This window comes from Geoalkalibacter subterraneus, from assembly GCF_000827125.1.
GTDB lineage: Bacteria > Desulfobacterota > Desulfuromonadia > Desulfuromonadales > Geoalkalibacteraceae > Geoalkalibacter_A > Geoalkalibacter_A subterraneus.
This window is the reverse complement of sequence record NZ_CP010311.1, coordinates 1,880,511-1,904,764: the sequence shown is the minus strand read 5'-3', so window position 1 is coordinate 1,904,764 and position 24,254 is coordinate 1,880,511. Positions and strand designations below refer to the sequence as shown.

Here is a 24,254-nt window from a genome sequence, read left to right as displayed (position 1 = left end):
CGTCAATATCAATCCGATAATTCCCCAAGGGCATAACAGACTTAAACCCACCCTTGACCCCGTACAATAAAAACGCTATGGTTACACGAATTTTTATTTCGTAGCACTACATGCTTTTATGGGGGTTAAGGGAGTTGTCCATGTACCATTATGCTCTGGAATGGTTTGTCGTATTACCATTTTTTTTTCTCTTTCTGCTGCATCCATGTCATGTCTTTGCCGAACAATCGACAGCACTGCCCACTCTGTCGGTTGTTGGGCAGAAATTGATCATCCCCACCCGCCAGGCCAGTGAAACGGTCTACACCGGCAGTGAAATCACCCGTGACGGCATACGCCTGCAGGGAGAGCGGGCCAGCACCAGCGTGCATGAAGCACTTAACCTGCTGCCCGGCGTCAATCTGTCCAGCAGTGATGGATACGGTCTGGCAGCTGAACAGAACGACCTTCGCATCCGTGGCGTGCCTGGGCGACTGGGCGCGATGACAGTTGAAGGGGTTCCAAACTACGGAGGCAATCCGATCGGGCCGCGCGACTACCTCTACGATATGGAAAACATCGAAGCCATTTCGGTCTACAAGGGGGCAGTACCGGGGGATATCGGCACCGGGGTCGGCTCCCGCGGCGGCGCGATCGTGCTGCACCCGTTGTGGCCGCAGAAAGACGCCGGCCTGCAATTCAAGCAGAGCCTGGGATCGCACAGCTACAATCGCACTTTTGGCCGTCTCGACAGTGGAGAACTGCTCGAAACGCAAACCCGCCTGTCAGGCTCCTACTCCTATACCGATGCAGACAAATGGCGTGGGCCCGGGGAACTTGGACCTCGCCACAACACCAATCTGGGGCTGGCACAGCCCCTCGGCGAACATGCGGAAGTCAAGCTCTGGTACAATCACAACGACCTCGACCAGCACCTGTACCGGCCCCTGAACTTTGAAGAGATCCGCAATCTCGATGACAATTACCGCAAGGATTTCAACGAAGAGCTGAGCGGCAATCCGACTGAAGACGTCTATTATTATCAGTACAATCGCGGCAGCTACCGCAACCGCGACCTGATCTCCACCCTCACCTTCGATCCGTCCGATGTGCTTCATGTCAGCGTCAAGCCTTTTTACTCCAAGGAGGACACCCGTGTGCTGCAGGGCAACCCCGCCAAGGGCGCCCTGGTACAGCAGCGCAATCGGGAGATCGAACGCAAGGGAGTGATCGCAGAAGTCCGTGCCGATCTGCCCGGTATCCAGACCGTGGCCGGGCATCATTTCGAGAGCCTGGACATGGATATTTTCAGTCGCAATTTCGCGGTGACACCCGATGGTCTCGATTATCGCGGCATGGGAATCCTGGCCTCCGGCGGGACAAGCTACATCAACAGCCCCTACCTTAAATTCTCCGGTGGTTCAGGATCTTTCAACTGGCAGGCAGGGCTTAAATACTTTCACTTTGAAGACGCCGCAGCCGATGGCTATGTGACAGGCTCAGGGCCTGATTTTGACTTGAAGCCGGCGGCCGATTTGAGCCGCAGCGAAACCACTTACGACATCTGGCTGCCGACCCTGGGAGCATCCTTCGATCTGAACCCCAGTCTGAGCATTTATGCAAGCTACGGCAAAAACTTTATCCGCCCCTACGCCTACATGCCTCTGGTCAACCTGTACAACACCCATCGTGAAACCTTTCAGGGACAGGAGATCACCCTGCAGAAACTGTTCGACGGATACGCCATGGAGAGATCGCACACTGTCGATCTTGGCGCGCGGTACCTGGGGGAATGGTTCGATCTCGCACCGACCCTGTTCTTTGCCCGCCATAAAAACCTGCTGACCACCGTTTACGATCCACGCGTCGGTCTTAACTATCAGCAGAACGTCGGCGAAGCGACCGGCTACGGAATCGATCTTGAAGCTAATCTCTACCCTGCCGAGAATATTACGCTCTTCTGCAATCTGACATACACGGTCCTGACCTATGATGATGATCTGACGTTTGCAGGCCGCAGAGTCGATGCCGACGGGCGCCAGGTCGTTGCGACACCACGCGAACAGTTGCGCGCCGGGATCATCTGGACCCCGGGTCATTTCGAGATCTCCCCCATGCTGCGCTATATCGGTGAGCGTTATGCGGATATGGAACACCGCCAGCGGGTAAGCTCCTATACTGTTTTTGACCTGCGGGGCAGCTATACCTTTCATAACCCCGGTATCGGCGAGCAGATTCGAATTTCTCTGGAACTCAACAACCTGTTCGACCGCAGATACACGGCCGTTATTGATGAGCTTGATGCTTCTCTGGCCGGCGCAACGACTTTTTATCCGGGTGCGCCCATGACCACGATTCTGACAGCTTCGATACAATTCTGAGTAGAAATGCAGCCGTAATGAATCCTGTCACGGAATCAATCTGTGCGCTTTGCCTTCTGCTATTTACCTGTGCTTTAGACGCAAGTGCACAACCCTGCGAAAAGCTGAAAAATTCAGGTTCCCTGCCGAACGAGATCCGCATCGCCGACGATCGCGGCGACCATGGCGCACCCAATCCTTTCCGTCACTATCCGCGCGGCTCTGGCTATGTCCGCATGAGCTGGGTGTTCGACACGCTGGTCTGGAAAGACCGCAACGGTTCTTTCGTCCCATCCCTGGCCGCTTCATGGTCCTATGAAGAAAAAGAGGGTACCTGGATCTTCAACCTGGATGAGAAGGCGCGCTGGCACGACGGGCGCCCCGTGACGGCAGACGATGTGGCCTTCAGCTTCGCCTACTACGAGAAGCACCCCTACCCCTGGGCCGACACCAGCGTTGTTGAAAAGGTCGAGGTGTTGTCTCCCCACAGTGTGCAGCTTTACCCCCGCCGCCCCTATGCGCCGTTCCTGGCCGAGATCGGCGGCACCCTGCCGATCATTCCGAAACACATCTGGCAGGATATCGATGACCCGCGCCGGTTCAATGCACCGGAGGCGTTCATCGGCAGCGGCCCTTACCAGTTTCGCGATTTCAATAAGGTGCGCGGCACCTATCTCTTCGAAGCTTTTGCGGATTACCACCTTGGAGCGCCCCGGGTGCAGCGCCTGATTTACCTGCGCTCGGCCAATCCCCTGGCGGCTCTCGCGACGAGACAGGCCGATCTGGCAGCGATCCGTCCGGAGATGATCGAACCGCTAAAGCGCGAAGGGATGTGCATCATCGAGGATGAAAGAGGTTGGGTGCGCAAGCTGATGATCAATCACCGGCGGTTTCCTTTTTCGGAGCGCAGTTTCCGCCAGGCTCTGGCTCATGCCATTGACCGGGACAAGTTGATTGCAAAAAGCCAGCGCGGGCATGCCGAGGCGGCCTCTTTTGGTCTGCTGTCCGCCGACCATCCTTTCTACAACCCCGACACTCCCCATTACCGGCACGATCCCGCTCGGGCCCTTGAGCTGCTGACGGAGCTGGGCTTCACCCGCAACGACGGCGGCGTACTGGAACGTGACGGCAAGCCGTTGCGTGTGCAGCTTCTCAGCACCCGGATGACCGTGGCCGGAGGAACGGGAGGCGAGCGTGACGGTCTTATCCTTAAACAACAATTGCAAGCCATCGGCATGGAAGTCGATCTGCTCACCCTCGAACAGACCACTGCCGACCAGAAAATAAGCGGATTCGATTTCGATCTGGCCCTCTCGGGGCACGGCGGGATTGCCGGCGATCCGCGCATTCTCAACGAGATGATCCTGCCGGGCCGGGGCGGCTCCAATTTCAATAACGCGCGTTTCGAAGACAGTCCACTCCTGACGGATCTCCTGCAGAAGCAGCTGGCGGAAATGAACCCTGGCAGGCGCCATGAACTGGTCGCGCAGGCGCAGGAGATCATCGCCCGCGAGCTGCCGGCGATCCCTCTCTATCATCCGCGCGGCCTGAGCGCCTACCGCTCCGAAAGTGGCATCGAATGGTTCTACACCCCGGGCGGTCTCGGCAAGGGCGTGCCCATTGCCCAGAACAAGAGAGCGCTGCTGCCATGAGACGCGACTCGGTTGCAACGCTGGCCACATACCTGCTGGCCGCCCTGGCTCTCATCGGGGTGAGCTATGCCCTGCCCCGCCTGCTGCCCGGCGATTTCGTCAGCGCCACCTGGGGGCAGAGCGAAGCGATCCTGACCGCCAGCCAGGAAGCCGCATTGCGGACCCACTATCTTCAGGATCAGAGCTTCGGGAATTATCTGCTCAACCTGCTGCGCGGCCAGTGGGGATATTCCTTCGCCCTGGAACAGCCTGTGCTTTCCCTCATCAGCGAAGCCCTGCCGTGGACGCTGCTACTGATGGGCGGCGCTCACCTTATGGCGAGCCTGTGCGGCTTCCTGATCGGCGTGGAGTTGGCCTGGCGGCGCGGGGCGAAACGGGAGCGATTCGGCATCGGGGTGATGAGCGCCCTTGACGCGATCCCTGAGCTGGTCAGCGGGACGCTGCTCCTGCTGGTATTCGCCCTGCACCTGAAATGGCTGCCGCCCGGCGGCGCAATAACCCCATATGCCGACCTGGGACCGATATCCCTGCTTTTTGACCTGGGTCGCCACCTGCTGCTGCCGTTGAGCTGCCTGTTTTTAGCCTACCTGCCGGGCAATGTCCTGCTGGCGCGGGGCAGCATGGTGATGGTGCTGCGCGCACCCTATGTGACAACCGCCCGCGCCAAGGGTCTGCCGCCCTGGCGGGTTCGCTACGCGCATGGCGCGCGCAACGCGCTGCTGCCCATGGTGACGCGGTTCGGCCTGCGTTTTTCCTTCATGGTGACGGGGGCGCTGGTGGTGGAAAATCTTTTCTCCTACCCCGGCCTCGGCACGCTGCTGCATCAGGCCATCGCGCAACGGGACCTGCCGCTGGTGCAGGGGATTGTCCTGTTGTCCTCGCTGTTGCTGTTGTCGGTGAATCTGGGGCTCGATCTGCTCTATCGCCGCATCGATCCGAGAGTCTGCCATGGCCGTTAGCGGATTTAAAACGGCATTGAGAGATGGATGGTTCCGAACCGGATTTATAGTGGCGCTTGTTCTGCTCACGATCGCCCTGCTCGGTCCCGCCCTCACCTTTCATGATCCTCATGATATCGGGTTTACGCCGCTGAGCGGGCCGTCGGCGCAGCACTGGCTTGGAGTCAATGACGGCGGCATGGATATCGGCGCTGAATTGCTTTATGGCTTGCGCAACACCCTCTGGTTCGGCTTGCTGGGGGGAACGGCGGCGCTGCTGCTGGGGATTTTCGTCGGCCTGAGCAGTGCCTGGTACGGTGGATGGTACGACCGCTTTTTTATGCGCATGGGGGATGTGCTGCTCGCCATTCCGGTGGTGATGCCCCTGATCCTGGTGGCGGTTCTGCTGCGTCCTTCGCCGGAGGTCATCGCTCTGCTGCTGGCCTTGTTCAGCTGGCCCACCACCGCCAAGGGGCTGCGTGCCCAGGCGCTGGCCGTTCGCAACCGCGCCCATGTCCGAGCCGCGCAACGCATGGGGGCCGGCGGACGCTACATCATCACCCGGCATCTGCTGCCCGAACTCTTCCCCCTCTATCCCACTGGATGGGTGACGAAAATCCGCATGGCGATCTTCATGGAAGCCTCACTGGCCTTTCTGGGTCTGTTCTCCCCCGAGCGCAAATCCCTCGGTGTCATGATTCGCGACGCCATCGAATTCTACTATCTCGACCTGTGGTGGCACTGGCTGCTGCCGCCGGTGTTCTGCCTGACTCTGATGCTGATGTCGCTGACCTTCATCGCCATCGGACTGGAGCAGACTTTCGACCCGCGCCTGAAGGATGGATGATTATGCTGCACTGTTCACAACTCAAGGTGGTTTACCGCGAGGACGATCACAACCTGCTGGCGGTGGACGGTATCAATCTGCAACTGGAGGCCGGCCGGGTGCTGGCGCTGGTGGGAGAATCGGGGTCGGGCAAATCGACATTGGCACGGGCCCTGGCAGGGTTGTCGCCAGCCAATGCCCGGGTCAGCGGGCAACTTCAATTTCGGCAGCAGGATCTGACGCGTTTGACGGAAGAACAGTGGAACACCCTGCGCTGGTCGCAGATCGCACTGGTGGCGCAGAACGGGGCGGCAGCGCTCAATCCGTCTCACCGCATTGCCGACCAGGTGGCCGAACCGCTGATTGTTCATCGGGGCATGGCGAAATCCCCAGCCCAAAAGCAGGCCGCCAGCGCGCTGGCAGAAATGGGCCTCGATCCGGTGCTGGCCGGGCGTTATCCCCATGAACTGAGCGGTGGCCAGATTCAGCGTGCCCTTCTGGCCATGGCCCTGATCCTCGATCCCCCGGTGCTGATCCTGGATGAACCGACGGCGTCACTCGATCCAGGTACCCGTAATTTCATTATTGAGCTTATCGTGCGTCTGTGCGCCCGCGGCAAAGCAATCCTGCTGATCACCCACGATCTCGATACCTGCCGCCGCCTGGCAGATGAAGTGGCGGTTCTTTACCTGGGGCAGATCATGGAGCAGCTGCCGGCGGATCATCTGTTCACCGATCCATGCCACCCCTACACCCTGGCCCTGGCACGCTCGTACCCGACACTCGACGGCGGGCGTGAACTGGGAGGCATTCGCGGCGACGCTTTTTATCGCATCACTCACGCCCACGACGAGGCCGGTTTCGACCATACGCACATTGTCACCGCGGACAATGACGATGCCGGTCACGCTCCGCGCCAGGGGTGCCTGTTCGCCCCGCGCTGCACCCAGGCCCAGCTCCCGTGTCGCTCGGGTGAGATTGCCATGATTCGTCGGAATACCCACCGGGTGAGATGCCGGCGCGGCGGAATCGCCCCTTTGCTGGAACTGCATCAGGTCGGAAAACGCTATGGGAAAACGGTCGCGCTGCACCCGGAGAATCTGACCCTGCGTTGCGGGGAGGTCTTTTCACTGGTGGGGGAAACAGGCTCAGGCAAAAGCACCCTCGCAATGATCGCAGCCGGGGCCATGCCCCCTGACGGCGGCCGGCGTTCCTTTGAAAACCGTGACATGAACGACTGGCTCAAAAAAGACCGTCTCGGTTTTGCCCGCCAGGTAGGAGTCATCGATCAGCATCCGGATCTGGCGGTCAGTCACCGCCTCTGCGTTTTGGACATTGTGGCCGAACCGCTGCGCATCCAGCAGCCGTCATTTCCGCTGCAGGATATCGAACGGCGCGTGAAACAGTCTCTGGCCGAAGTCCATCTGCCGACCCGACCGGAGTTTCTTCGCCATTACCCCCATCAGCTCAACCAGGGGGCCCTGCAGCGGCTGTGTATCGCCCGCGCGCTGATCACCGGACCGAGGCTGCTGATCGCCGACGAACCAACCAGCGCTCTCGATCCCAGCGTGCAGGCCAAGGTGATGAAGGTTCTACTCGATCTGCAGATCGAAAAAGGGCTGACCCTGCTGCTGGTCACACACGATCTGGGTATTGCCCGCAAAGTCAGCGATCGCATCGGCGTCATGCATCAGGGCCGCCTGGTCGAAGTCGGCCCCGCCGCCCGTATCCTGCAGACGCCTCAACATCCGCAGACCCGTCACCTGCTTGGGCAGGCTCATGGGGGGCACGTGTAAACAACCCCGCCCAGAGGACGGGGCTTTGAGAGGCGCCCCCAGAGGGGGCGTTGCCGGCTACCCCCAAAGAGGGTAGCCGGGGCCGTTGTTCCCACGTCCGAACGGGTCAGTATTTGAGTTGCTGTTGCTCGATATCTTTTTCGCGCTTCTCTTGATACCGCACGTAACGGCGGATCATCTCGGCATCCAGTCCGACGGTATCAACACAGTAACCGGGTACCCAAAAGTGGTTGCCCCAGTAACGTTTCTTGCGTAACTCGCTGAATCGTTTCAGTATCCGTATCGCTGATCGACCTTTCAGCCGCCCCATCAATTCCGAGATGGACACCTTAGGCGGCACCATGACGATCAGATGAACATGGTCCTTCTGAATATTTAGCTCAACAATTTCACAGTGACTTTGTTCGCTGAATATCCGAATACAGGCTCGAACTTCCTGAGCCAACTCGCCTTCCAGAACTCGGAAGCGGTATTTTGGCACCCAGACCACATGATACTGACAGTGCCATATTGCATGTGTTAATTTTCGAAAACGGCTCATGGCATTCCTTTCTTCAGGTCGTTGCGGGAACAACACCTAAATATGGTCTGCCATGAGCCCTTTTGGCAAAGCCAAAGGACTCTGACCCCGTCCAAAGGACGGGGATTTCTACTTCGCATTAAAGGCGCTGATAGCGACAACCTGCCCGATAGGTTCGTAGAGAGTGAAAGCCATGCGCCCGTGGGTTTCCGGCGTGAGTCCCATGGGGATTTGCTGTCCGCGTAAAACACACGGGATTTCCTGAGCAGCCAGACGGATACCGGCGACCGCCCGTGAGACCTCGACCCGCGCATCGCGCAGGGGCTTGCCGCCTTCGGAGGCGATCAGTTGGGCAAAATCCTCAGCTTGTGCTGCGACCAGCTCGGCCAGCTTATTGAGTATCACCATGCGACGTTCCGCGCTGAGCCATTGTTCGCGATCCTTAAAAAGGCGCTGTCCGGTTTGCAGCATGCGATCGGCTTCTTCTATCGTCTGCAAGCGCAGTGTCTTGATCAGGCGGCCGTCGCAGGGTGAGGTCACATTCAACTCGTCATTTATTTTCCCGGGAGTCGGGCTTGTTATATCAGGCACACCTTTTCTTTGAGTTCCTCACCCAGCACCTTCATATTCTCTGAATAATCGACCGCCACATCGACAAGATGCACGCCACCTTGTGAAAAACAGTGTTCCAGCAAGGGTGCGAAATCTCTGGCGCGCTCGACACGGTGGCCAGAGGCACCGTAGCTGCGCGCATAGAGCACAAAGTCGACAGGGCCGAATTGCAGCCCGAAGTCTGTCAGTCCCATGGTTTCCTGTTTCCAGCGGATCATGCCGAACGCCTCATCCCGAATCACCAGGACCACCAGATTGAGGTTCAGTCGTACCGCAGTCTCCAGTTCCTGACTGTTCATCATAAAACCGCCGTCTCCGCACACCGCCATGACCCGGCGCTCGGGGAACAGTCGCGCCGCCTCCATGGCTGAAGGCAGGCCGGCCCCCATGGTGGCCAGGGCATTGTCGAGCAGTACGGTGTGCGGCTTATGCGTCAGGTAATTGCGGGCGAACCAGATTTTGTACATGCCGTTGTCGAGGGCCAGAATTCCTTCTGAAGGCAGAACACGGCGCACGTCGGCGACAATGCGCTGCGGCTTGAGGGGAAAGCTCTCGTCCGCGATTTTCTCGCGCAGATGCTCGTCGAGGTGCTCCTTGATGCGGTGAAAATAGGAAAAATCCTGATTCAGCCGCCCCAGTACCGCACCCAGTCGCTTGATACTGTTGGCAATATCGCCGACCATCTCCAGTTGCGGAAAGTAGACATTATCGACTTCCGCTGAGCTGAAATTGACATGGATTACTTTTTTGCCGCTGTGTTCCATGAAAAAAGGTGGTTTTTCCACCACATCGTGCCCGACATTGATGATCAGATCGGCGCGATCGATTGCGCAATGGATATAATCGTTCTCAGAAAGAGCCGCCGTGCCGAGAAACAGAGGTCCGCTTTCATCGACCACGCCCTTGCCCATCTGCGTCGTCAGAAAGTAGAAGCCGGTTTCATCGATGAATCGGCCAAGGGCATGACAGACCTGGTGACGCTGGGCCCCGGCTCCGATCAACAGCAGCGGATAGGCGGCGGCGCGAACCATTGCGGCCGCCTCATCGATCAGTTTGTCGTCTGTCTGCGGCAGATGGGCATGGCTGATGGCAAAAAGCGGCGTTCTGGATAAATCTGCGGGTTCTGCAGCGACATCTTCAGGCAGCTCCAGGTGCACCGCGCCAGGGCGCTCTTCCCGGGCTCGACGAAAGGCTTCGCGTACGTTGCCGGGAATCCGATCGACGTTGACGATCTGCTTGGTGAACTTGGTCAGCGGCTGCATCATATCCACCACATCGATGATCTGAAAGCGCCCCTGCTTGCTTTTCTTGATGGGCTTCTGGCCGGTGATCATCAGCATGGGAAACCCGCCGAGTTGAGCGTAAGCCGCGCCGGTCACCAGGTTGGTCGCCCCGGGTCCCAGGGTCGCCAGGCAGACACCGGGATTTCCGGTGAGTCGTCCATGCGTTGCCGCCATGAATGCCGCGCCCTGTTCGTGGCGGGTCAGAATCAGGCGTATCGAGGAGGTGCGCAGGGCTTCAAGCAAGTCCAGGTTCTCCTCGCCCGGCACTGCGTAAATCACTTCGACCCCTTCATTTTCCAGGGCTTTTACAAATAATTGAGCCGCGTTCATAACATCCTCTTTTCTCAGCCCCGCCGCCAGGCATGATATTTCTCGATCCAGACCAGCAGTTTTTCGGGGACGTGGGCCTTTTTCCATTCTCCCGCAGCCATTTTGTTGGCTTCCGCCAGGGTCGGATAGGGGTGGATGGTGCCGAGAATTTTGTTGAGCCCCAGGCCGTGCTTCATCGCCAGGACATATTCAGCAAGCAGGTCCCCGGCGTGGGTGCCGACAATGGTGACCCCGAGGATCTTGTCTTTGCCGGGCGGTGTAATGACCTTGATCCAGCCGTGATCCTCGCCCTCGGCGATGGCGCGGTCAAGTTCCGCCAGTTCGAAACGGGTGACTTCGTGTTCGATCTCCTCCTCCCGCGCTTCGGCTTCGTTGAGTCCCACCCGCGCGACCTCCGGATCGGTAAAAGTGCACCAGGGGATGACGCTGTAGTCGGCACGAAATTTCTTGAAATCGCCGAACAGGGCATTGACCGCGGCATACCAGGCCTGATGGGCGGCGGTATGGGTGAACTGATACGGTCCGGCAACATCGCCCGCGCAGAAAATGTTGGGGAAGTTGGTGCGCAGAAAGGGATCGGTGTCGATCGTCCCGCGATCACTCACATGCACGCCCAGCTCCTCCAAGCCGAAACCCGTGGTGCGGGCGCGCCGCCCCACGGCGACCAGCAGGGCGTCAAACGGCAGCTCGACGCGTTCTCCTCCATGTTCGCACACCAGGATTTTTTCACCGCCGTTGACCTGGACTTCCCGGGCGGCATGTTCGGTCAGTACCCGCACGCCTTCGGCTTCGAAGCGCTCACGGACGAAATCCGCGACATCGGCATCCTCACGGCTCATGAGCCGGGGACCCATTTCCACCTGCGTCACCTGTGCACCGAAGCGGGCAAACGCCTGTGTCATCTCACAGCCGATGGGACCACCGCCCAGCACCACCAGACGCTTGGGCAGTTGGCGCAGCTGCCAGAGGTTGTCCGAGGTCAGATAATCAACCTGGTCAAGACCGGGGATCGGCGGCACAAAAGGTTCGGCTCCCGTCGCGACGATGATGCTGCGGCTGGTCAGAGTGCGCTCGCCGACCTGGACCGTGTACGGCGAAGTAATGCGCGCTTCACCTTTGATGCACTCAACCCCCAATCCCGTATAGCGCTCCACCGAATCATGGGGTTCGACTTTTTTGATCACGGCCTGTACACGCTCCATAACCTCGGCAAAATCAAAATCGGTTTTGGTTTTCTGCAGACCGAATTCCTGGGCGCGACGACCGTAGGCGAGCATTTTCGCCGTCCGGATCAGGGCTTTGCTCGGCACACAGCCGGTATTGAGGCAATCGCCGCCCATTTTATCTTTTTCAACAAGAGCGACTTTGGCCTTGACCGCCGCGGCGATATAGGCGCTGACCAGTCCGGCGGAGCCGGCGCCGAGGACGACCGTGTTGTAGTCAAATTTTTCCGGTTTGGGGAAATCTTTCAGACTGCGGCGTTTTTGCATAATGTCGACTCCCTTGCGGGCCAGTAGAGGGAAGATACCGAGTAGAGCGAAAGAAAGCAGCAGCTGCGGCGAGAGGATACCGCCGAGCGTCTCGATCTGACCAAGCTGAGTGCCGGCGTTGACATAGACGGCGGTGCCCGCCAGCATGCCGACCTGGCTCACCCAGTAGTACGTCCGGGTGCGCATCGGGGTCAGACCCATCGCCAGGTTGATGACAAAAAAGGGAAAGATCGGCACCAGCCGCAGTGTGAACAGGTAGAACCCGCCGTCTTTTTCAATCCCGGCATTCAACGCCTTGAGGCGCTTTTTAAATTTGGATTGAACCCAGTCCCGAAGCAGAAAGCGGCTGACGAGAAAAGCCAGCGTCGCACCGATGGTGCTGGCAAATGACACCACAACGAGCGCCGGCAGAAAACCGAACAGCGCGCCGCCGGCCAGAGTCATGACGGCGGCGCCAGGAAGTGACAGGGCGGTGACGATCACATAGAGGAGGAAATACGCCCCCAGAGTCAGAGCGCGGTTGGCGGTGTAAAAATCCTGAAACGCCTCCTGCCTTGCCTTGAGCTCAGCCAGGGTCAGGTAACGCTGCAGATCGAAAGCAAAGAACAGCGCGACCACGATGGCAATGGCCAGGACAATGAGAATTTTTTTGCCATTGCCTGTCATGATGAGGTCCTTTCATGCCAATGTGTATAATCGTAAAGCTTTTCTGCGACCTAACTAGGTCGCGATTTCGCCCCCTCAGGTAAAGCCTGCACCGGCGGTGCAGGCATAGCAGTGATCTGCGGTGGCGATGGGCGTTCCTTCAGGCGGTGGTCCGGGCAGATCGCGAACCTGAGTGCGCTTTTCGCCCTGGCAGATCCCGGCTGCCAGATGGAAATCGCAGTCAAAAACAGTGCCGTCCCAGGAGACGCTGATCTGTTCCCGGCACATGACAGCGGGAACGGCCTCCGGATTGAATGACTCAGCCAGTTTGCGCATGTAGCCCTGGTAATTGCCCGACTTTTCCAGCCAGTGCTTGAAACGCCCCAGCGGTGCGTTGGTCAGGGTAAACAGGCGGTTGAAGACGATCCCCCACCGCTTTTCAAGCTCGCGCCGGTAACGCTTTTCCATCGATTCCTGGTTGGCGGGAAGAAAAGCACCCCCGGGGTTGACCGCAAGGTGCAGCTCCAGCCCTGAATCAGCACGGCCATACCCCAGTTCATTGAGGCGGTTGAGCATCGCCAGGCTTTTCTCCCAAACACCCGAACCGCGCTGGGCTTCGACCTGGGCCTCTCGCAGGGAAGGGAAAGAAACCACCAGGGCGATTCGATGGCGACAGAGCGTTGCCAGCAGTTCTTCGCGCGCCTTGCCGCCAAGGGCGGTCAGGTTGGAGCGCAGCAGGACATGGGGGGCGCAGTCGGCAAGCTCAGACAGAAAGCCGGCAATGCCCGGCACCAGCTCCGGGGCACCGCCCGTCACGTCAATCATTTCAAAGTTCCCGCGATGTGCAAAAGCCACCACCTCCTGCATGGTTTCCGCACTCATGATCTCGCGGCGCTGCGGCCCGGCTTCCAGATGACAATGTTTGCAGGCCAGATCGCATAACAGGCCGGTATTGATCTGCAGGATGCGGCACCGCCTGCGCGCAAAATGCAGGTCATGGCGTTTCAGCGTGCAGGAGAAATGTTCAACACCGGAGGCCGGTTCCTGCCCAGCGGATTTTTTTGGTTCTTGCATGATCGATTTCCTTTTACAGCGACAACTTCTCAGCGATCTTGCGCATCTGTACACCATGCACCAGTGACGCGCCCCCGCGAATCGCCGCGGCGACATGCATCGCCTCGCTCATTTCTTCAAGGTCCGAACCCTTTTCCAGACATGCCTGCGTGTAGGCATCGATGCAGTACGGACACTGCACCGTGTGGGCAACAGCCAGCGCAATCAGAGCCTTCTCGCGCTCGCTCAAGGCGCCCTCGGTAAAAACGGCACCGTAATAATCGAAGAACTTTTTCGCCAGCTCCGGTGCATCCTTGCCAATGCTTTCAAACAGGTTCAAATCCCTGGGATCGTAATAGGTGTCCATTGTTCCTCCACAGAACGCTTGGATAATTTATTCCACTGGAAATGTTAATACCTTTAACGGGCCTTTGCGAGACAACAACTGTTGTCCGGCTTACAAAGCGAAGGGCATGGCCCCCTCGACTCATTTCAGAAATCGATCTCGACCTGCAGCGCATCGAGGAATTTGTTGAAGCCGACAAAAAGTTCCATCACCCCAAGGGCTTCAACGATTTCGGCGTCCACGGCACCCAGATCACGCAGAGCCTGGACCTCTTCATCCTTAATCGATAAGGGAGAAATGTTCGCCTTGCGTGCAAAAGCAATAAGTTCACGCTCTTTAGGGCTGAAGTCGGACTGCTGCAGATCCGTTTCAATCGCGTTGATTTCCTCGCTGGAAACGCCGATGGAACGCAGCGCCGTCTCATGAGCGGCCACGCAGTAGTTGCAGCCATTGTCCTTGGAGACCAGCACGGCAATGGTTTCTTTGGCTTTGCGCGACAAGGTGCCCTCCATCATCACCTTCTTCACTTTCACCCAGTTGGCTTCGAGCAGCGGAGGGTGGTTGGCGTAAGCCCGAAACAGGTTGGGGACCATGCCAAAGGCCTGTTTGATTTCTGCAAAGATCTCCGCAGTTTGTTGCTGCGCTTTCTGTGGATCAAAAGAATGGATACGGGTCATGATTTTTCTCCCTTGGTTCAATGGGGTTTATGAGGTTGCAAATCCGTTTTGTCGCTATAGAGCATCATGCGTAATGTCTCGACACAGTTTCTCATGGGCGCTTCGCTTTTATGCAGGCGCGACTGCATGATACCGCCCTCCAGAGCAGCGATCACGAACTCAGCCAGCTCGTCGGCAGATCGAATTCTGCAAACGGTACCGTCATTCTGCGCCTGCTCGATAATGACGGCCAATTTTTTACGCCACTGGTTAAACGTAGCGGCCGTCACCCTGGCAAATGCGGGCGCCGTATCGCTGGTCTCCAATGCGGTATTGCCAAACAGGCATCCGCCCACAAAACCTCTCGCACGGTGATAAGCGAAAGCTTGCTGCAAAAAGTTATCAAGCTTCTCAACAGCCGAAGGCCCCTCGAGACCTTCATCAAGAAAAGCCATGAATCTTTCGCCGGCCTGACGCAGGTACTCCAGCCCAATCTCATCCTTGCCGCTGAAATGAAAATAGAGGCTGCCCTTGGTCATGCCGGTGACCTGCAGCAGATCTCTCACGCTGGTTGCGCCAAAACCTTTGGTATGAAACAGCTCCGCGGCATCTTCCAGAATTTTCTGCCTGGTTTTTTCACCCTTGGCTCCCATTCTTCTTTCCTCCACAAAAAAACATACCGTTTGGTTTATTGCTTGCTTTACTTTTATCGTGGACCCCAAAGAAGTCAAATGGAAATTTGATAATAACTTAGGCTGGAACAAAAAAACTGTCACCAGGATGACAGTTTGAGGTCTTTTCCCTATTTGATCGCAAGTAAAAGTTACCATGCCGAGCAGAGCAATATAGATGCCTGGAAATGGGTCAGTCCGATTCCATAAATCAAGGCGATCTGCCCTCAAACAACAGGCGCAAGGCAGCAGAGGCACTCAGTCCCTGCTTTCGGCATGTAGACAAGTAGCTGCGAATTCGGCAGAACATCTTTGCGTCCTCCCAGGAGCGGAAGCAACCTGAGATCTTCTGCTGAACCTTGGTCCATTATAACAGGATTGAAAGCTGGTCTGGCTGTGCATGGCATAGAAGTCTATAGCAACATCACCTGGCGGGTTGCATGAAAAACTCTACGGCAATGCAATTGTCTCGACCTGATTGACTAGGCCACAAGGTTATGCTTTATTCGCACCACCCGATGCGTCAATTTGCCAATTTTTCACATACGGAGGGAAAATGCGTTCAAGTCACTTCAACGCCGGATTATTTTTGTCTTTGACCCTCGCTCTGTTCATCTGGGTGGCGCAGCCAAATTGCGCCAATGCCCAATCGGAACCGCCGACCGGGACAAATGAAATTTCTCAGGAAAGCATAGAAAAACTGCTGTCTGACCTGGAGGACCCCCAGAAACTCGATTCTCTCAAACAGGATCTGCGAACTCTTCTGGAAGCGCGCAGTCAGGGGCAGCCGAAAGAACCGGAAGTTAAAAAGGGGGGGCTTCTGGGGCAGATTCTGTCGGTCATGTCCGATCACTTGCAGGCGGCTAACCAGGCATTGGCCGAAGCGGGTCGGAATATGCTTCTGATCCCTTCGCTGCTGCAGGATCTTGCCGTTCAGGCCAAGGACGTCAATGTCCTGAAAAGCTGGGGGGAGATGACATCAAAGGTCGTTCTTTCCATTCTGGCGGGCATCCTGGCCCAGGCTCTGGCAACACGCCTGATGGCAAGAGCGCGTCGGAAACTTAAGGACCGCGAGACATACAACCAGGGATACCGAATCCTGCTGCTGGTCGGCAATACACTGCTGGACCTCATTCCCATCGTCGCCTTTGCAGCTGCAGCTTACGGCGTCCTGCCGCTGCTCGCCCCGCAGCCCGGCACACAACTGGCCGCCCTCGCCCTGATCAATTCCAACGTTCTGGTCAGGCTGGTTCTCGCCGTAGCGCGGCTTTTTCTCGCTCCGGAATCTCCCTCTCTGAGGTTCATCTCCCTCAATGACGAGACGGTTCATTATGCCTATATCTGGATCAAACGCATCGTCCGGCTTGGCATCTATGGCTATTTTGTGCTTGAGGCAGCCCTGCTCCTGGGCCTGCCGGATGTCCTCTACCAGTTTTCCATGAAGATCCTGGGACTGGTCATCACCCTTATGGCCATCATCCTGATCCTGCAGAATCGTAAAGAGGTCGCTGTCTGGCTGCGTGGCGATCACCTCAAATCCGACCCCCATGAAGATCGGCAGAAACCTGATCTCCACCCCGTTGCAGAAAAAATCCAATCTGTCGGCACCCTCCGCAACAAATTAGCCGATTTCTGGTACATCATCGCCATCATGCTGATCCTGGGGTTGTTCGGAACCTGGATTCTGGAGGTCGAGGGCGGATTGTATTATGTCGCCCGCGCGATCATCCTGTCACTTGTGGTGCTGGGCGTGACCTGTTTCCTGGTGCGAATGAGCCGTCGCGGCATCGACCGCCTGTTCAAGATCAGTAAAGAACTGAAAAAAGATTATCCTGAACTGGAAGCCAGGGCCAATCGCTACCTGCCGCTGCTTAAATACAGTGTGAAAGGGCTGCTGCACCTTGTCGCCTTTTTCGCTATCCTGCAGGCGTGGGGGCTGGATACATTCAGCTGGCTTTTCAGCGCCGAAGGCGGCTCTTTTTTCTCCTCGCTTTTCACCATCATCCTGATTCTTGCCGGCGCCTTTCTCTTCTGGGAGATCGTCAGCGTCAAAATCGAAAGGTATCTGGCGAAAGAGCGTGAAGGTACAACCGGTGGGAAGAGCAATGCCCGTCTTCTCACCCTGCTGCCCCTGCTCAAAAACGTCATCCGCATTGTGTTGGTGCTTCTTGCCGGCATGAGCGTGCTGGCTCACCTCGGCCTCAATATCGCGCCCCTGCTGGCGGGTGCCGGGGTTATCGGTCTGGCCGTCGGTTTCGGTGCTCAAACGCTGGTCAAGGATGTCATCTCCGGCGCCTTCATTCTGATTGAAGATTCTCTCTCCGTCGGCGACTGGGTCGAGGCCGCCGGGCATTCCGGAACGGTGGAGAGTCTAACCATCCGCACGCTTACTTTACGGGACCTTTCCGGCACGGTTCATGTTGTTCCCTTTGGTGAGGTCACAACCATTCTGAACTACAACCGCGATTATGGTTATGCCCTGATCGACGCCGGAGTCGCCTACCGGGAGGATTACGGCGCCGTCATCGAGGCACTGCAGGATGTGGCGGCCGATCTGCGCCAGGATGCCACCTGGGGGGTAGATATTATCGGCGACCTTGAGATCTTCGGTTTGAACAAACTGGCCGATTCGGCGGTTGAAATCCGTGTCCGACTCAAAACTCTGCCCAGCCGCCAGTTTTCTATTCGGCGGGCTTTCCTGGAGCGGATGAAACGCATTTTCGACGAACGCGGCATTGAAATCCCCTTCCCGCATCAGACCATCTGGTTCGGCGTCGACAAGGACGGTTCAGCTCCTCCCATGCGTGTCGTTCGCGAATCAAAAACCGCTGCGGCCGACCTTTCCGACCAAACCCTGGAGACCGCAGCACGCCCGCAGCAACCGCGACCTGAAATTCAATATACCTCTGAAACCCAGGCATCTGACGATGTGGTTGAAGAAAAAGAGCAAAAGGAAGCGGAGAAAGAGGATGAGAAAAAGGACAATCCCGGTTGAGCCGGTCAACTGTCCTGCAAATTGATTCATAAAAAAACGGTGCCTGCATCTGTAGGCACCGTTTTTTTATCTGCTTTAGCATCAGAGTCTGCCGCTACGACTCCAGAATCCTTTCATAAATCTCAAGGTCATTTTCGCCGAACTGTACAAACCGGATGTGCGTGACATATTTGAGATCAGGGAGAGCCTCGAGGACTGTTTTGATCGCGATTGAGGCGGCCTCCTCCTTCGGGTAGCCGAAAGCGCCGGCTGAAAGCGCAGGAAAAGCAATCGATTTGATTTGATTCGACTCGGCAAGCTTCAGGGCGTTGCGGTAGCAATCCGCCAGCAGCAGTTCCGAAGGCTCGTCGGCCCCGTAAACCGGCCCGAGGCAGTGGATGACATAGCGGTTGGGAAGATCGTGCGCGCCCGTAATCACCGCCTCACCGGGGCGAATGGGAGCATGCTTGCGACACTCCTGTTCCAGCCCGGGACCGGCAGCACGGTGAATCGCACCGGCCACTCCGCCGCCCGTGCGCAGCTGAGCATTGGCCGCGTTGACCACGGCATCTATGTCCGCCTGATTGGCAATGTCGCCTTTGGCGTTTTCGAGTGTAATGCCATGAATGATCTTTTGACTCATAATATCCACCTTTGTCGAATGAAAGGTTTCATACAGCACAAAACTGTCCTGGTCAGGGGTGTGTACAATTATTCCGCCCGTTAGTGAATTGATCATCGTGTTTGATCAGGCGGCAATCTCACTTAAGATCCGTACGGGTCGTCTCATTACTGCGGATAGCTTTGATGACAGCTCCGGTCTTTTCGCCCACCAGGTTCCATTCTGATTTAAGCATGCGTAGCCATGCATCCCATCCGCCGATATCCGCATCCTTGTTATGTTCGGGGGTCGTTTCAAGGACTGATCGATAGGCTTCTTCAAGGCGTTTGACAGTCGATTGACGGGAGAATTCGTGTGCCGTCCGTCTGGCCTGCTCGCTATACTTCACAATGACTTCAGGGTTTTTGAGGGTTTCTTCGATCGCCGAAGAGAAGACACTTTCTGGAGCATCAGTCGGCAACAGGCGTCCGTTTTCGCGATCACGGAGAACTTCCCGCACCCCTGAGGCATCGAGTGCGATTACTGGGTTGCCGGAAGCCATCGTTTCCACCAGAACCAGCCCCTGGGTCTCGGAGGTCGAGGAAAAAACAAAGAGATCCATGGCAGCGTAACAGTTGCGCAGCGCGTCGCCCTGGAGCTGTCCGACATGGACAAGCCGCTGATCACAGCCCTGTGCGGTAAAGATCTCTTTGATCTGATCGGCAGCGGGTCCGCTGCCGGCAACCAGAAACCAGGCATCAGCGTTTTCGCGGACAACGGCTGCAGCAGCTCGCGCAAGATAAGCAAGGTTTTTCTCCGGCGCAAGACGCCCCAGGTGACCAATGACAAACGCATCCCCGGGGATATGGTTTTCCTGCCGAAAAGCCTGTCCGTCTCCCTGGGAGAGGAAGTTGACGTCGACCCCGGTCGGTACAACACGGCAGGGAGTCGCGACGCCACGGCGCCGTATCAGATCGGCGAGACTCTCACTGGGGGCGATCACCAACTGGCAGAGGTTGGCGTAACGGGTGGACAGATGGATGGCGAAACGCTGCATCATCGGGCTGTCGAAAGGCACGTAATGAGTATAACGTTCATAAAGGGTGTGGTGCGTGAAAACCAGGGGCAGCTCGCGCGCACTGGCGGTCCGCAGTGCCGCATCGCCAAGCAGGAAAGGATGATGGCTGTGAATGATGTCCGGTTGGAACTCGTCAAGTTCACGGTGAATGCGCCCCGGCAGCGGCAACCGGACGGAAAAATCGGTGCCGTTGAAATTCTGGATAGCGGGCACGCGCAGAACCGCGTGCCTTTCTTCCTTTAATTCGGCAACTCCTGGAAAGATTGGCGCAATCACCATAACGTCATGCCCAAGAGCGCGCAGATCCTCGGCGAAAGCAGAAACCGACCGCGCGACTCCGCCAACATGAGGGAGATAGGTATTGGTGAACATGCAGATTTTCATGAAGGCTCCGGGACAAGGGACAGCGGGGCACCGGAAGAATCAACTTCAGCCGGGTTGAATCCCGGGACCCGAGCCAGAAGGCGTGGTGGCTGATCACGCCATTGTCCCTGAACTTCAAGCAGCAGATCATTGCCCTGTTTTAAAATTTTCACCGTGACAGGCCCCCAATCGGTAAGGGTCGGCCCAAAAGAGAGGTCTTCAGGGGCTTTGAGCCATTCGGGAAAAATACCTGATCCGACGATCAACGCATCCTGTTCCTCGCGGACGAACATGTTGCGCATCATCATGATCCATTCCGCTGCCGCCCAACCATGCTGACCATCGCCCATGCATCCTCCGCCGGTAAAAGGGTGCACAGCCTCAGGCCATTGACCGGTCGGTGAAGCGATCTCAGCCACGCGCAGCACCAGATCGCTAAAGCGCATATCCCCGCCGCGAAGCAAGGTCTGGGCGATGGCAAGCGTCAGGTACGGATTGAGACCGGAGTGGATCATATCCTGGAAAAAAGCGCCTGTATGCAGACAGTTCTGCATCATGAACTCGGCAGTTTTCCTGATACGGTCATCTTCAGGGTCAAGCAGCTGTAAAGGGTAATCGGCCACCAGCGCGCCGATGGCTCCAGCATCCAGTCGCCTGTAAGGGGATGCGGGGATTGCGCCCTGGCTGCGCTGCAGAGGTATCTGGTTAATGCTTCGCCAGATCGCCTCGGCAAAGTCATCGGCCATTGACGCGTAATCAGCCGCCCTGCCTTCATCGCCGGCCCGACGCGCCATATCCGCCGCAGCGCGCAACCCGGCCACCCCCCACAGGTCATCCCAGTAGTAATAGTCATTCGGGCCGAAGTGCTCGGCGCTGAAGCCAGGAGGCAACAGGCCGGCATGGGGCACGTCGGCATCCTGGTCGACCCGTTTACGGGTAATCCAGTCGGCGCCTTTCCAGAGCGATGATTTCCAGTGATCCGGCAGGCTGCGGCCGGTCAACTTGAGAAATCGCTCGAATATCCACAGAACCTGGCCGTTGGAATCCCATTCTCCTTCCTGGGAACGGAAATATCCGGAACGCTTCTGACGTTTGGGAAAAGTCTCGATAATTCTGGCGCTGCGGTCCACAAAGCCAAGACACAACAGCGCGTGCATCATCAGGCATGCGTCGCGGAACCAGAACCTTTTGTAGGTATAGGGCCCGGGGACCAGATGCTCTGCAGAGAGCAATACCATGGTGCGAACTGCTGCATCATAAAGGAAGCAGATACGCTCATCAGGCACCTTCAGACGGGCAATGCCTGACAATGTCCTGTCCCAGGTCGCCGAGGGAACGCACCCCCGTGGCGAACGTTGTTCCAGTTCTGCGGCAAGGTTCATGTGCATCCTGATCCGCGATTGCTTCCCTGCCTCAACGGGAAACAGAACAGCTGCCGTCGCCATGCCGACTTCACAGGTCACAGCCGTGCCAGAATCCGTCTCGCCGATACGATGCAGAACATCTCCACGCTCGTAAGTCGAAAATAGCACCTGCTGCGGGGTCTCCTGAAATTCAAGCTGCTCCGTATCATTGACCGTCAGCACCTGCCCTTTCCTGCGGTAAACAATCTGCTCGACAAATTGTACCCCTTCAGGATTGTAAGGGCGCACGCTGACAACCAGATGTCCTTTTTCAGGTGCCGATCCAGACACTTCCATGCATAACCTGGGCTGCCCTTCGACGCACTCCATCCAGACACGACTGGTCAATTCGAGACTGTCTTTAAAACAGGAGGTTTCCACGGTCAGCTCTGGTGAAAACTGCCAGCTCTGCTTCACATCTTTGAGTTTTGAGGGGAGCAGGCGGCGATCATTTTCAATGATCAGCCAGAAATCAATGGACCACCCGTCATAATTTGGCGTCACCAGCCCGCGCGGATCGATAATGGGATAGAGGGGCGTGTCGGGTTGCCCAACCGCCGTCCAGTTGCGGTGGGTCAGGTTGACGTGGCTGAAGGAAAAAGCACGCGGGATAAAAGAGACATCAGCGGGGTTGAATTGTTTTTCGACCCAGAACGGCCAGACCCAATCAAGGTTGTGTTGAATGGCGCGGGTATTGACCAGGCCACGGGCATGAAAAACGATGCCGGCACGCAGCAGCTCGATCGGTTCTTGAATTTCGCTCGGCTGGGAAAAGTGACGCAGCTGAGCCATCAGCGTCAGCGGATCAATGACGCCATAAGCACGCGCCGCACGCTTGACGAGAAATTTCCACGGTAACCAGCGCTTCAACATGGGCAGATACCTGGCATCCTGGTCCAGCCTGGCAGATGCGAGAACGGCCCGTAACCAGAAAATACGAAGGAAGTTAACCGCAATCTAAATTGTAATTTTTTTAATGGGTTATGCCATAAATCCAGATCAAAGACCGGCTTTCCCGATCTGCTCCAAAGGTAACGTGCACTTTGACAATGTCAAATGGTCCTGAACGATACTGCCCACCGCGAAGGTCTCTCAATGGCGAGACACTCTCCCGTATACACTTTTTTAAAACCCCCGACCAATAGTCGGGGTTTTTTGTGTCTTTTTTCAATCAAAAGCTAATTTCTCGAGTCTTTACTGACGAGTATAAACTTTTCGGGCGTGCGGAGAATGTTTTTGCTTAGATCAATATCAAGGTCGGGCCAATAAAAATGCCCGGCCCCCTCTAGTTGGACATTGCAGATCTTTTCCAGATCTGCGTTTTTAAACCACGGGAATTTCTCGAAAGGGACGAAAAATTCCTCCCCATCATAGAAAATCCAAAATCCATGCTGAGAGATATTGGTTATTTCAATAAAAGTGATTTTGCCATGCGCTGATGATTTCATTTTTCCTTTTCTCCACAATTTTCTGAAGGCGAAGAAGTTGTCGCTTGTTCAGGGAGACGTAATCGGCTAAAGCCACTGTTGGTTCAAGCCTGAATTTTGCTTCCCCGTCCGGGGATACGACATGCACATGGATTCTCTCTTCTTCACGACTGAAAAAGAAGAAACGGTATTTTCCTTCACGGAATATTGTAGGACTCATTTTCAAATAATGACATTAATTCCAGTGACTGCAAAGGCCAAAATTGTCTACTTACCTGCTAGTCGCGTATCAAATTGAAAATCGAAAATATCGCGAATCCTAATCTTCGCAAATCTGGGATGCGCCGGATTCAGTAGGATGTTAAACCCATCCGGCGCTGTCGGAATCGTTGCTGAGGGCACCTGGAGCGCGAGAGTCTTTTTGCCATCCAGCCACTGCGCACCGATCTTGCGAAGCGTGGGATTTCCCGGGCTGCACCAATCATCCGGAAGATCCTCCGCTGAAATAATCTCAAGCGGCAGATCAGGCACTTCGAGTTCGACCAGGGAAAGCGTCGGCGCAAGATCCCAGTCAAAGCCCACCAGAATCTCCAGAGCGGCAAGCGCGGTCGAATTGGAGGTATAAAGCATCGCCCTCCCCGGCGGATTCCATCGTCCGCCGTAAAGGCGTGCCCCCTCCCCAGAAAGATCCTCGGCAAAATCAGCCTGCGCGATGCGGTAGAGGCGCATCAGCTATAGACGCCGTGCTCGATGCGGCCAAGCAAATTCATGACCTGTTCGGCACCGAAGATCGTATCGAGCAGATCAAGCGGGGTCTGTCCCCCCAGGACCCGATTCGGGCGGTTCAGCCAGGCAGAGGCTTTGGCCGGATCTCCAAACACCTCGCGGGCGCGCTCATAAGTACGCAGAATAATCAGGATGCGCTCCGAGAGATCTGCCGGTAAAAGCTGGTCTGCACCGTACCGATTCAGGGTTCTTGCAGAAACGTGCAGCTGCGGCGCAAGATCGGCGACCTTGACTCCGAGCATACCGGCCAGTTCATCCAGTACACGCTTGGGAATGCCGGAGCGTGCCGTAGTGACCCAGTCGGAAAGTGATTGCGGATAGTCGATGATTTCGGCGACACTCATTTGGGAACCTCCTGTCTTGACAATTGTCTCTGATAAAAAGACATCTGTCAAACAAGGAGAGACGGAAAAAGTCAGGGATGGATGAAAAACGTTCTTTCTCCATTCAATAAATTCTTGGCAG

General features: G+C 56.7%; 21 protein-coding genes and 1 pseudogene. 6 read left to right on the top strand and 16 right to left on the bottom strand.

What is annotated here, in order from left to right; genetic code table 11:
* The first annotated feature begins 140 nt into the window (after window positions 1–140).
* From GSUB_RS08820 to GSUB_RS08800, 5 genes are read left to right on the top strand one after another with little or no spacing between them, the layout of a single operon-like run.
* On the top strand, window positions 141–2,360 hold the full coding sequence (locus tag GSUB_RS08820; RefSeq protein ID WP_052464809.1) for a TonB-dependent receptor: 2,220 nt from the start codon (window positions 141–143) through the stop codon (window positions 2,358–2,360).
* Window positions 2,361–2,377: 17 nt separating this feature from the next.
* Complete coding sequence (locus GSUB_RS08815) at window positions 2,378–3,991, top strand: ABC transporter substrate-binding protein (protein ID WP_052464807.1); 1,614 nt, start codon at window positions 2,378–2,380, stop codon at window positions 3,989–3,991.
* Entirely contained in the window at window positions 3,988–4,950 is a 963-nt protein-coding gene (locus GSUB_RS08810) for an ABC transporter permease (RefSeq protein ID WP_040200338.1), read from the top strand. The genes GSUB_RS08815 and GSUB_RS08810 overlap by 4 nt, the downstream gene beginning before the upstream one ends.
* Window positions 4,951–4,999: 49 nt before the next feature.
* The gene (locus GSUB_RS08805; RefSeq protein WP_200890129.1) at window positions 5,000–5,776 is read left to right on the top strand and encodes an ABC transporter permease; all 777 of its coding nucleotides are present in this window, start codon (window positions 5,000–5,002) and stop codon (window positions 5,774–5,776) included.
* Window positions 5,777–5,778: 2 nt separating this feature from the next.
* Window positions 5,779–7,551 (top strand): ABC transporter ATP-binding protein, encoded by a 1,773-nt coding sequence (locus tag GSUB_RS08800; RefSeq protein WP_040200335.1) that lies wholly within the window; start codon window positions 5,779–5,781, stop codon window positions 7,549–7,551.
* 106 nt (window positions 7,552–7,657) lie between these two features.
* Here GSUB_RS08800 and tnpA read toward each other — a convergent pair whose 3' ends face one another.
* The 9 genes and pseudogenes from tnpA to GSUB_RS19065 all read right to left on the bottom strand — a co-directional run.
* Window positions 7,658–8,092 (bottom strand): IS200/IS605 family transposase, encoded by a 435-nt coding sequence (gene tnpA, locus GSUB_RS08795; RefSeq protein ID WP_040200334.1) that lies wholly within the window; start codon window positions 8,090–8,092, stop codon window positions 7,658–7,660.
* Between the two features lie 108 nt (window positions 8,093–8,200).
* Window positions 8,201–8,611 carry an aldehyde dehydrogenase family protein gene (locus tag GSUB_RS08790; RefSeq protein ID WP_158414067.1) on the bottom strand — a complete coding sequence of 137 codons (411 nt, stop codon included), beginning with the start codon at window positions 8,609–8,611 and terminating at the stop codon, window positions 8,201–8,203.
* Between the two features lie 38 nt (window positions 8,612–8,649).
* Window positions 8,650–10,296, bottom strand: coding sequence for an acetolactate synthase large subunit (locus GSUB_RS08785; protein WP_040200332.1), 1,647 nt, complete (start codon window positions 10,294–10,296; stop codon window positions 8,650–8,652).
* A 14-nt stretch (window positions 10,297–10,310) separates the two neighbouring features.
* Window positions 10,311–12,452 (bottom strand): dihydrolipoyl dehydrogenase family protein, encoded by a 2,142-nt coding sequence (locus GSUB_RS08780; RefSeq protein ID WP_040200331.1) that lies wholly within the window; start codon window positions 12,450–12,452, stop codon window positions 10,311–10,313.
* 75 nt (window positions 12,453–12,527) lie between these two features.
* The gene (gene arsS, locus GSUB_RS08775) at window positions 12,528–13,505 is read right to left on the bottom strand and encodes an arsenosugar biosynthesis radical SAM (seleno)protein ArsS (RefSeq protein WP_052464805.1); all 978 of its coding nucleotides are present in this window, start codon (window positions 13,503–13,505) and stop codon (window positions 12,528–12,530) included.
* A 13-nt stretch (window positions 13,506–13,518) separates the two neighbouring features.
* A complete protein-coding gene (locus GSUB_RS08770) occupies window positions 13,519–13,851 on the bottom strand; it encodes an arsenosugar biosynthesis-associated peroxidase-like protein (RefSeq protein ID WP_040200330.1) in 333 nt (110 codons plus the stop codon).
* A gap of 125 nt (window positions 13,852–13,976) precedes the next feature.
* Window positions 13,977–14,507 carry a carboxymuconolactone decarboxylase family protein gene (locus tag GSUB_RS08765; RefSeq protein ID WP_040200329.1) on the bottom strand — a complete coding sequence of 177 codons (531 nt, stop codon included), beginning with the start codon at window positions 14,505–14,507 and terminating at the stop codon, window positions 13,977–13,979.
* A gap of 17 nt (window positions 14,508–14,524) precedes the next feature.
* On the bottom strand, window positions 14,525–15,415 hold the full coding sequence (locus GSUB_RS08760; protein WP_235269767.1) for a TetR/AcrR family transcriptional regulator: 891 nt from the start codon (window positions 15,413–15,415) through the stop codon (window positions 14,525–14,527).
* Window positions 15,369–15,521 (bottom strand): annotated as a pseudogene (locus GSUB_RS19065) (IS66 family transposase); the annotation flags it as partial. The pseudogene GSUB_RS19065 and the gene GSUB_RS08760, both read right to left, overlap by 47 nt.
* A 192-nt stretch (window positions 15,522–15,713) precedes the next feature.
* Between GSUB_RS19065 and GSUB_RS08755 the strand changes: the two are divergent.
* Window positions 15,714–18,152 carry a mechanosensitive ion channel domain-containing protein gene (locus GSUB_RS08755; RefSeq protein WP_052464804.1) on the top strand — a complete coding sequence of 813 codons (2,439 nt, stop codon included), beginning with the start codon at window positions 15,714–15,716 and terminating at the stop codon, window positions 18,150–18,152.
* Window positions 18,153–18,246: 94 nt separating this feature from the next.
* Here GSUB_RS08755 and GSUB_RS08750 read toward each other — a convergent pair whose 3' ends face one another.
* The 7 genes from GSUB_RS08750 to GSUB_RS08725 all read right to left on the bottom strand — a co-directional run bounded on the left by GSUB_RS08750 (window position 18,247) and on the right by GSUB_RS08725 (window position 24,133).
* Complete coding sequence (locus tag GSUB_RS08750) at window positions 18,247–18,774, bottom strand: macro domain-containing protein (RefSeq protein WP_040202314.1); 528 nt, start codon at window positions 18,772–18,774, stop codon at window positions 18,247–18,249.
* A gap of 118 nt (window positions 18,775–18,892) precedes the next feature.
* A complete protein-coding gene (locus GSUB_RS08745) occupies window positions 18,893–20,194 on the bottom strand; it encodes a glycosyltransferase (RefSeq protein ID WP_040200327.1) in 1,302 nt (433 codons plus the stop codon).
* Complete coding sequence (locus GSUB_RS08740) at window positions 20,191–22,449, bottom strand: glucosidase family protein (RefSeq protein ID WP_040200326.1); 2,259 nt, start codon at window positions 22,447–22,449, stop codon at window positions 20,191–20,193. The genes GSUB_RS08745 and GSUB_RS08740 overlap by 4 nt, the downstream gene beginning before the upstream one ends.
* A 305-nt stretch (window positions 22,450–22,754) precedes the next feature.
* Window positions 22,755–23,024 (bottom strand): DUF2442 domain-containing protein, encoded by a 270-nt coding sequence (locus tag GSUB_RS08735; RefSeq protein WP_040200325.1) that lies wholly within the window; start codon window positions 23,022–23,024, stop codon window positions 22,755–22,757.
* Window positions 22,987–23,223, bottom strand: coding sequence for a DUF4160 domain-containing protein (locus GSUB_RS20090; protein ID WP_084211897.1), 237 nt, complete (start codon window positions 23,221–23,223; stop codon window positions 22,987–22,989). The genes GSUB_RS08735 and GSUB_RS20090 overlap by 38 nt, the downstream gene beginning before the upstream one ends.
* Window positions 23,224–23,270: 47 nt before the next feature.
* Window positions 23,271–23,732, bottom strand: a complete 462-nt coding sequence (locus GSUB_RS08730) for an RES family NAD+ phosphorylase (RefSeq protein ID WP_040200324.1) — start codon at window positions 23,730–23,732, stop codon at window positions 23,271–23,273.
* Entirely contained in the window at window positions 23,732–24,133 is a 402-nt protein-coding gene (locus GSUB_RS08725) for an Xre family toxin-antitoxin system antitoxin (protein WP_052464802.1), read from the bottom strand. The genes GSUB_RS08730 and GSUB_RS08725 overlap by 1 nt, the downstream gene beginning before the upstream one ends.
* Window positions 24,134–24,254: the final 121 nt, after the last annotated feature.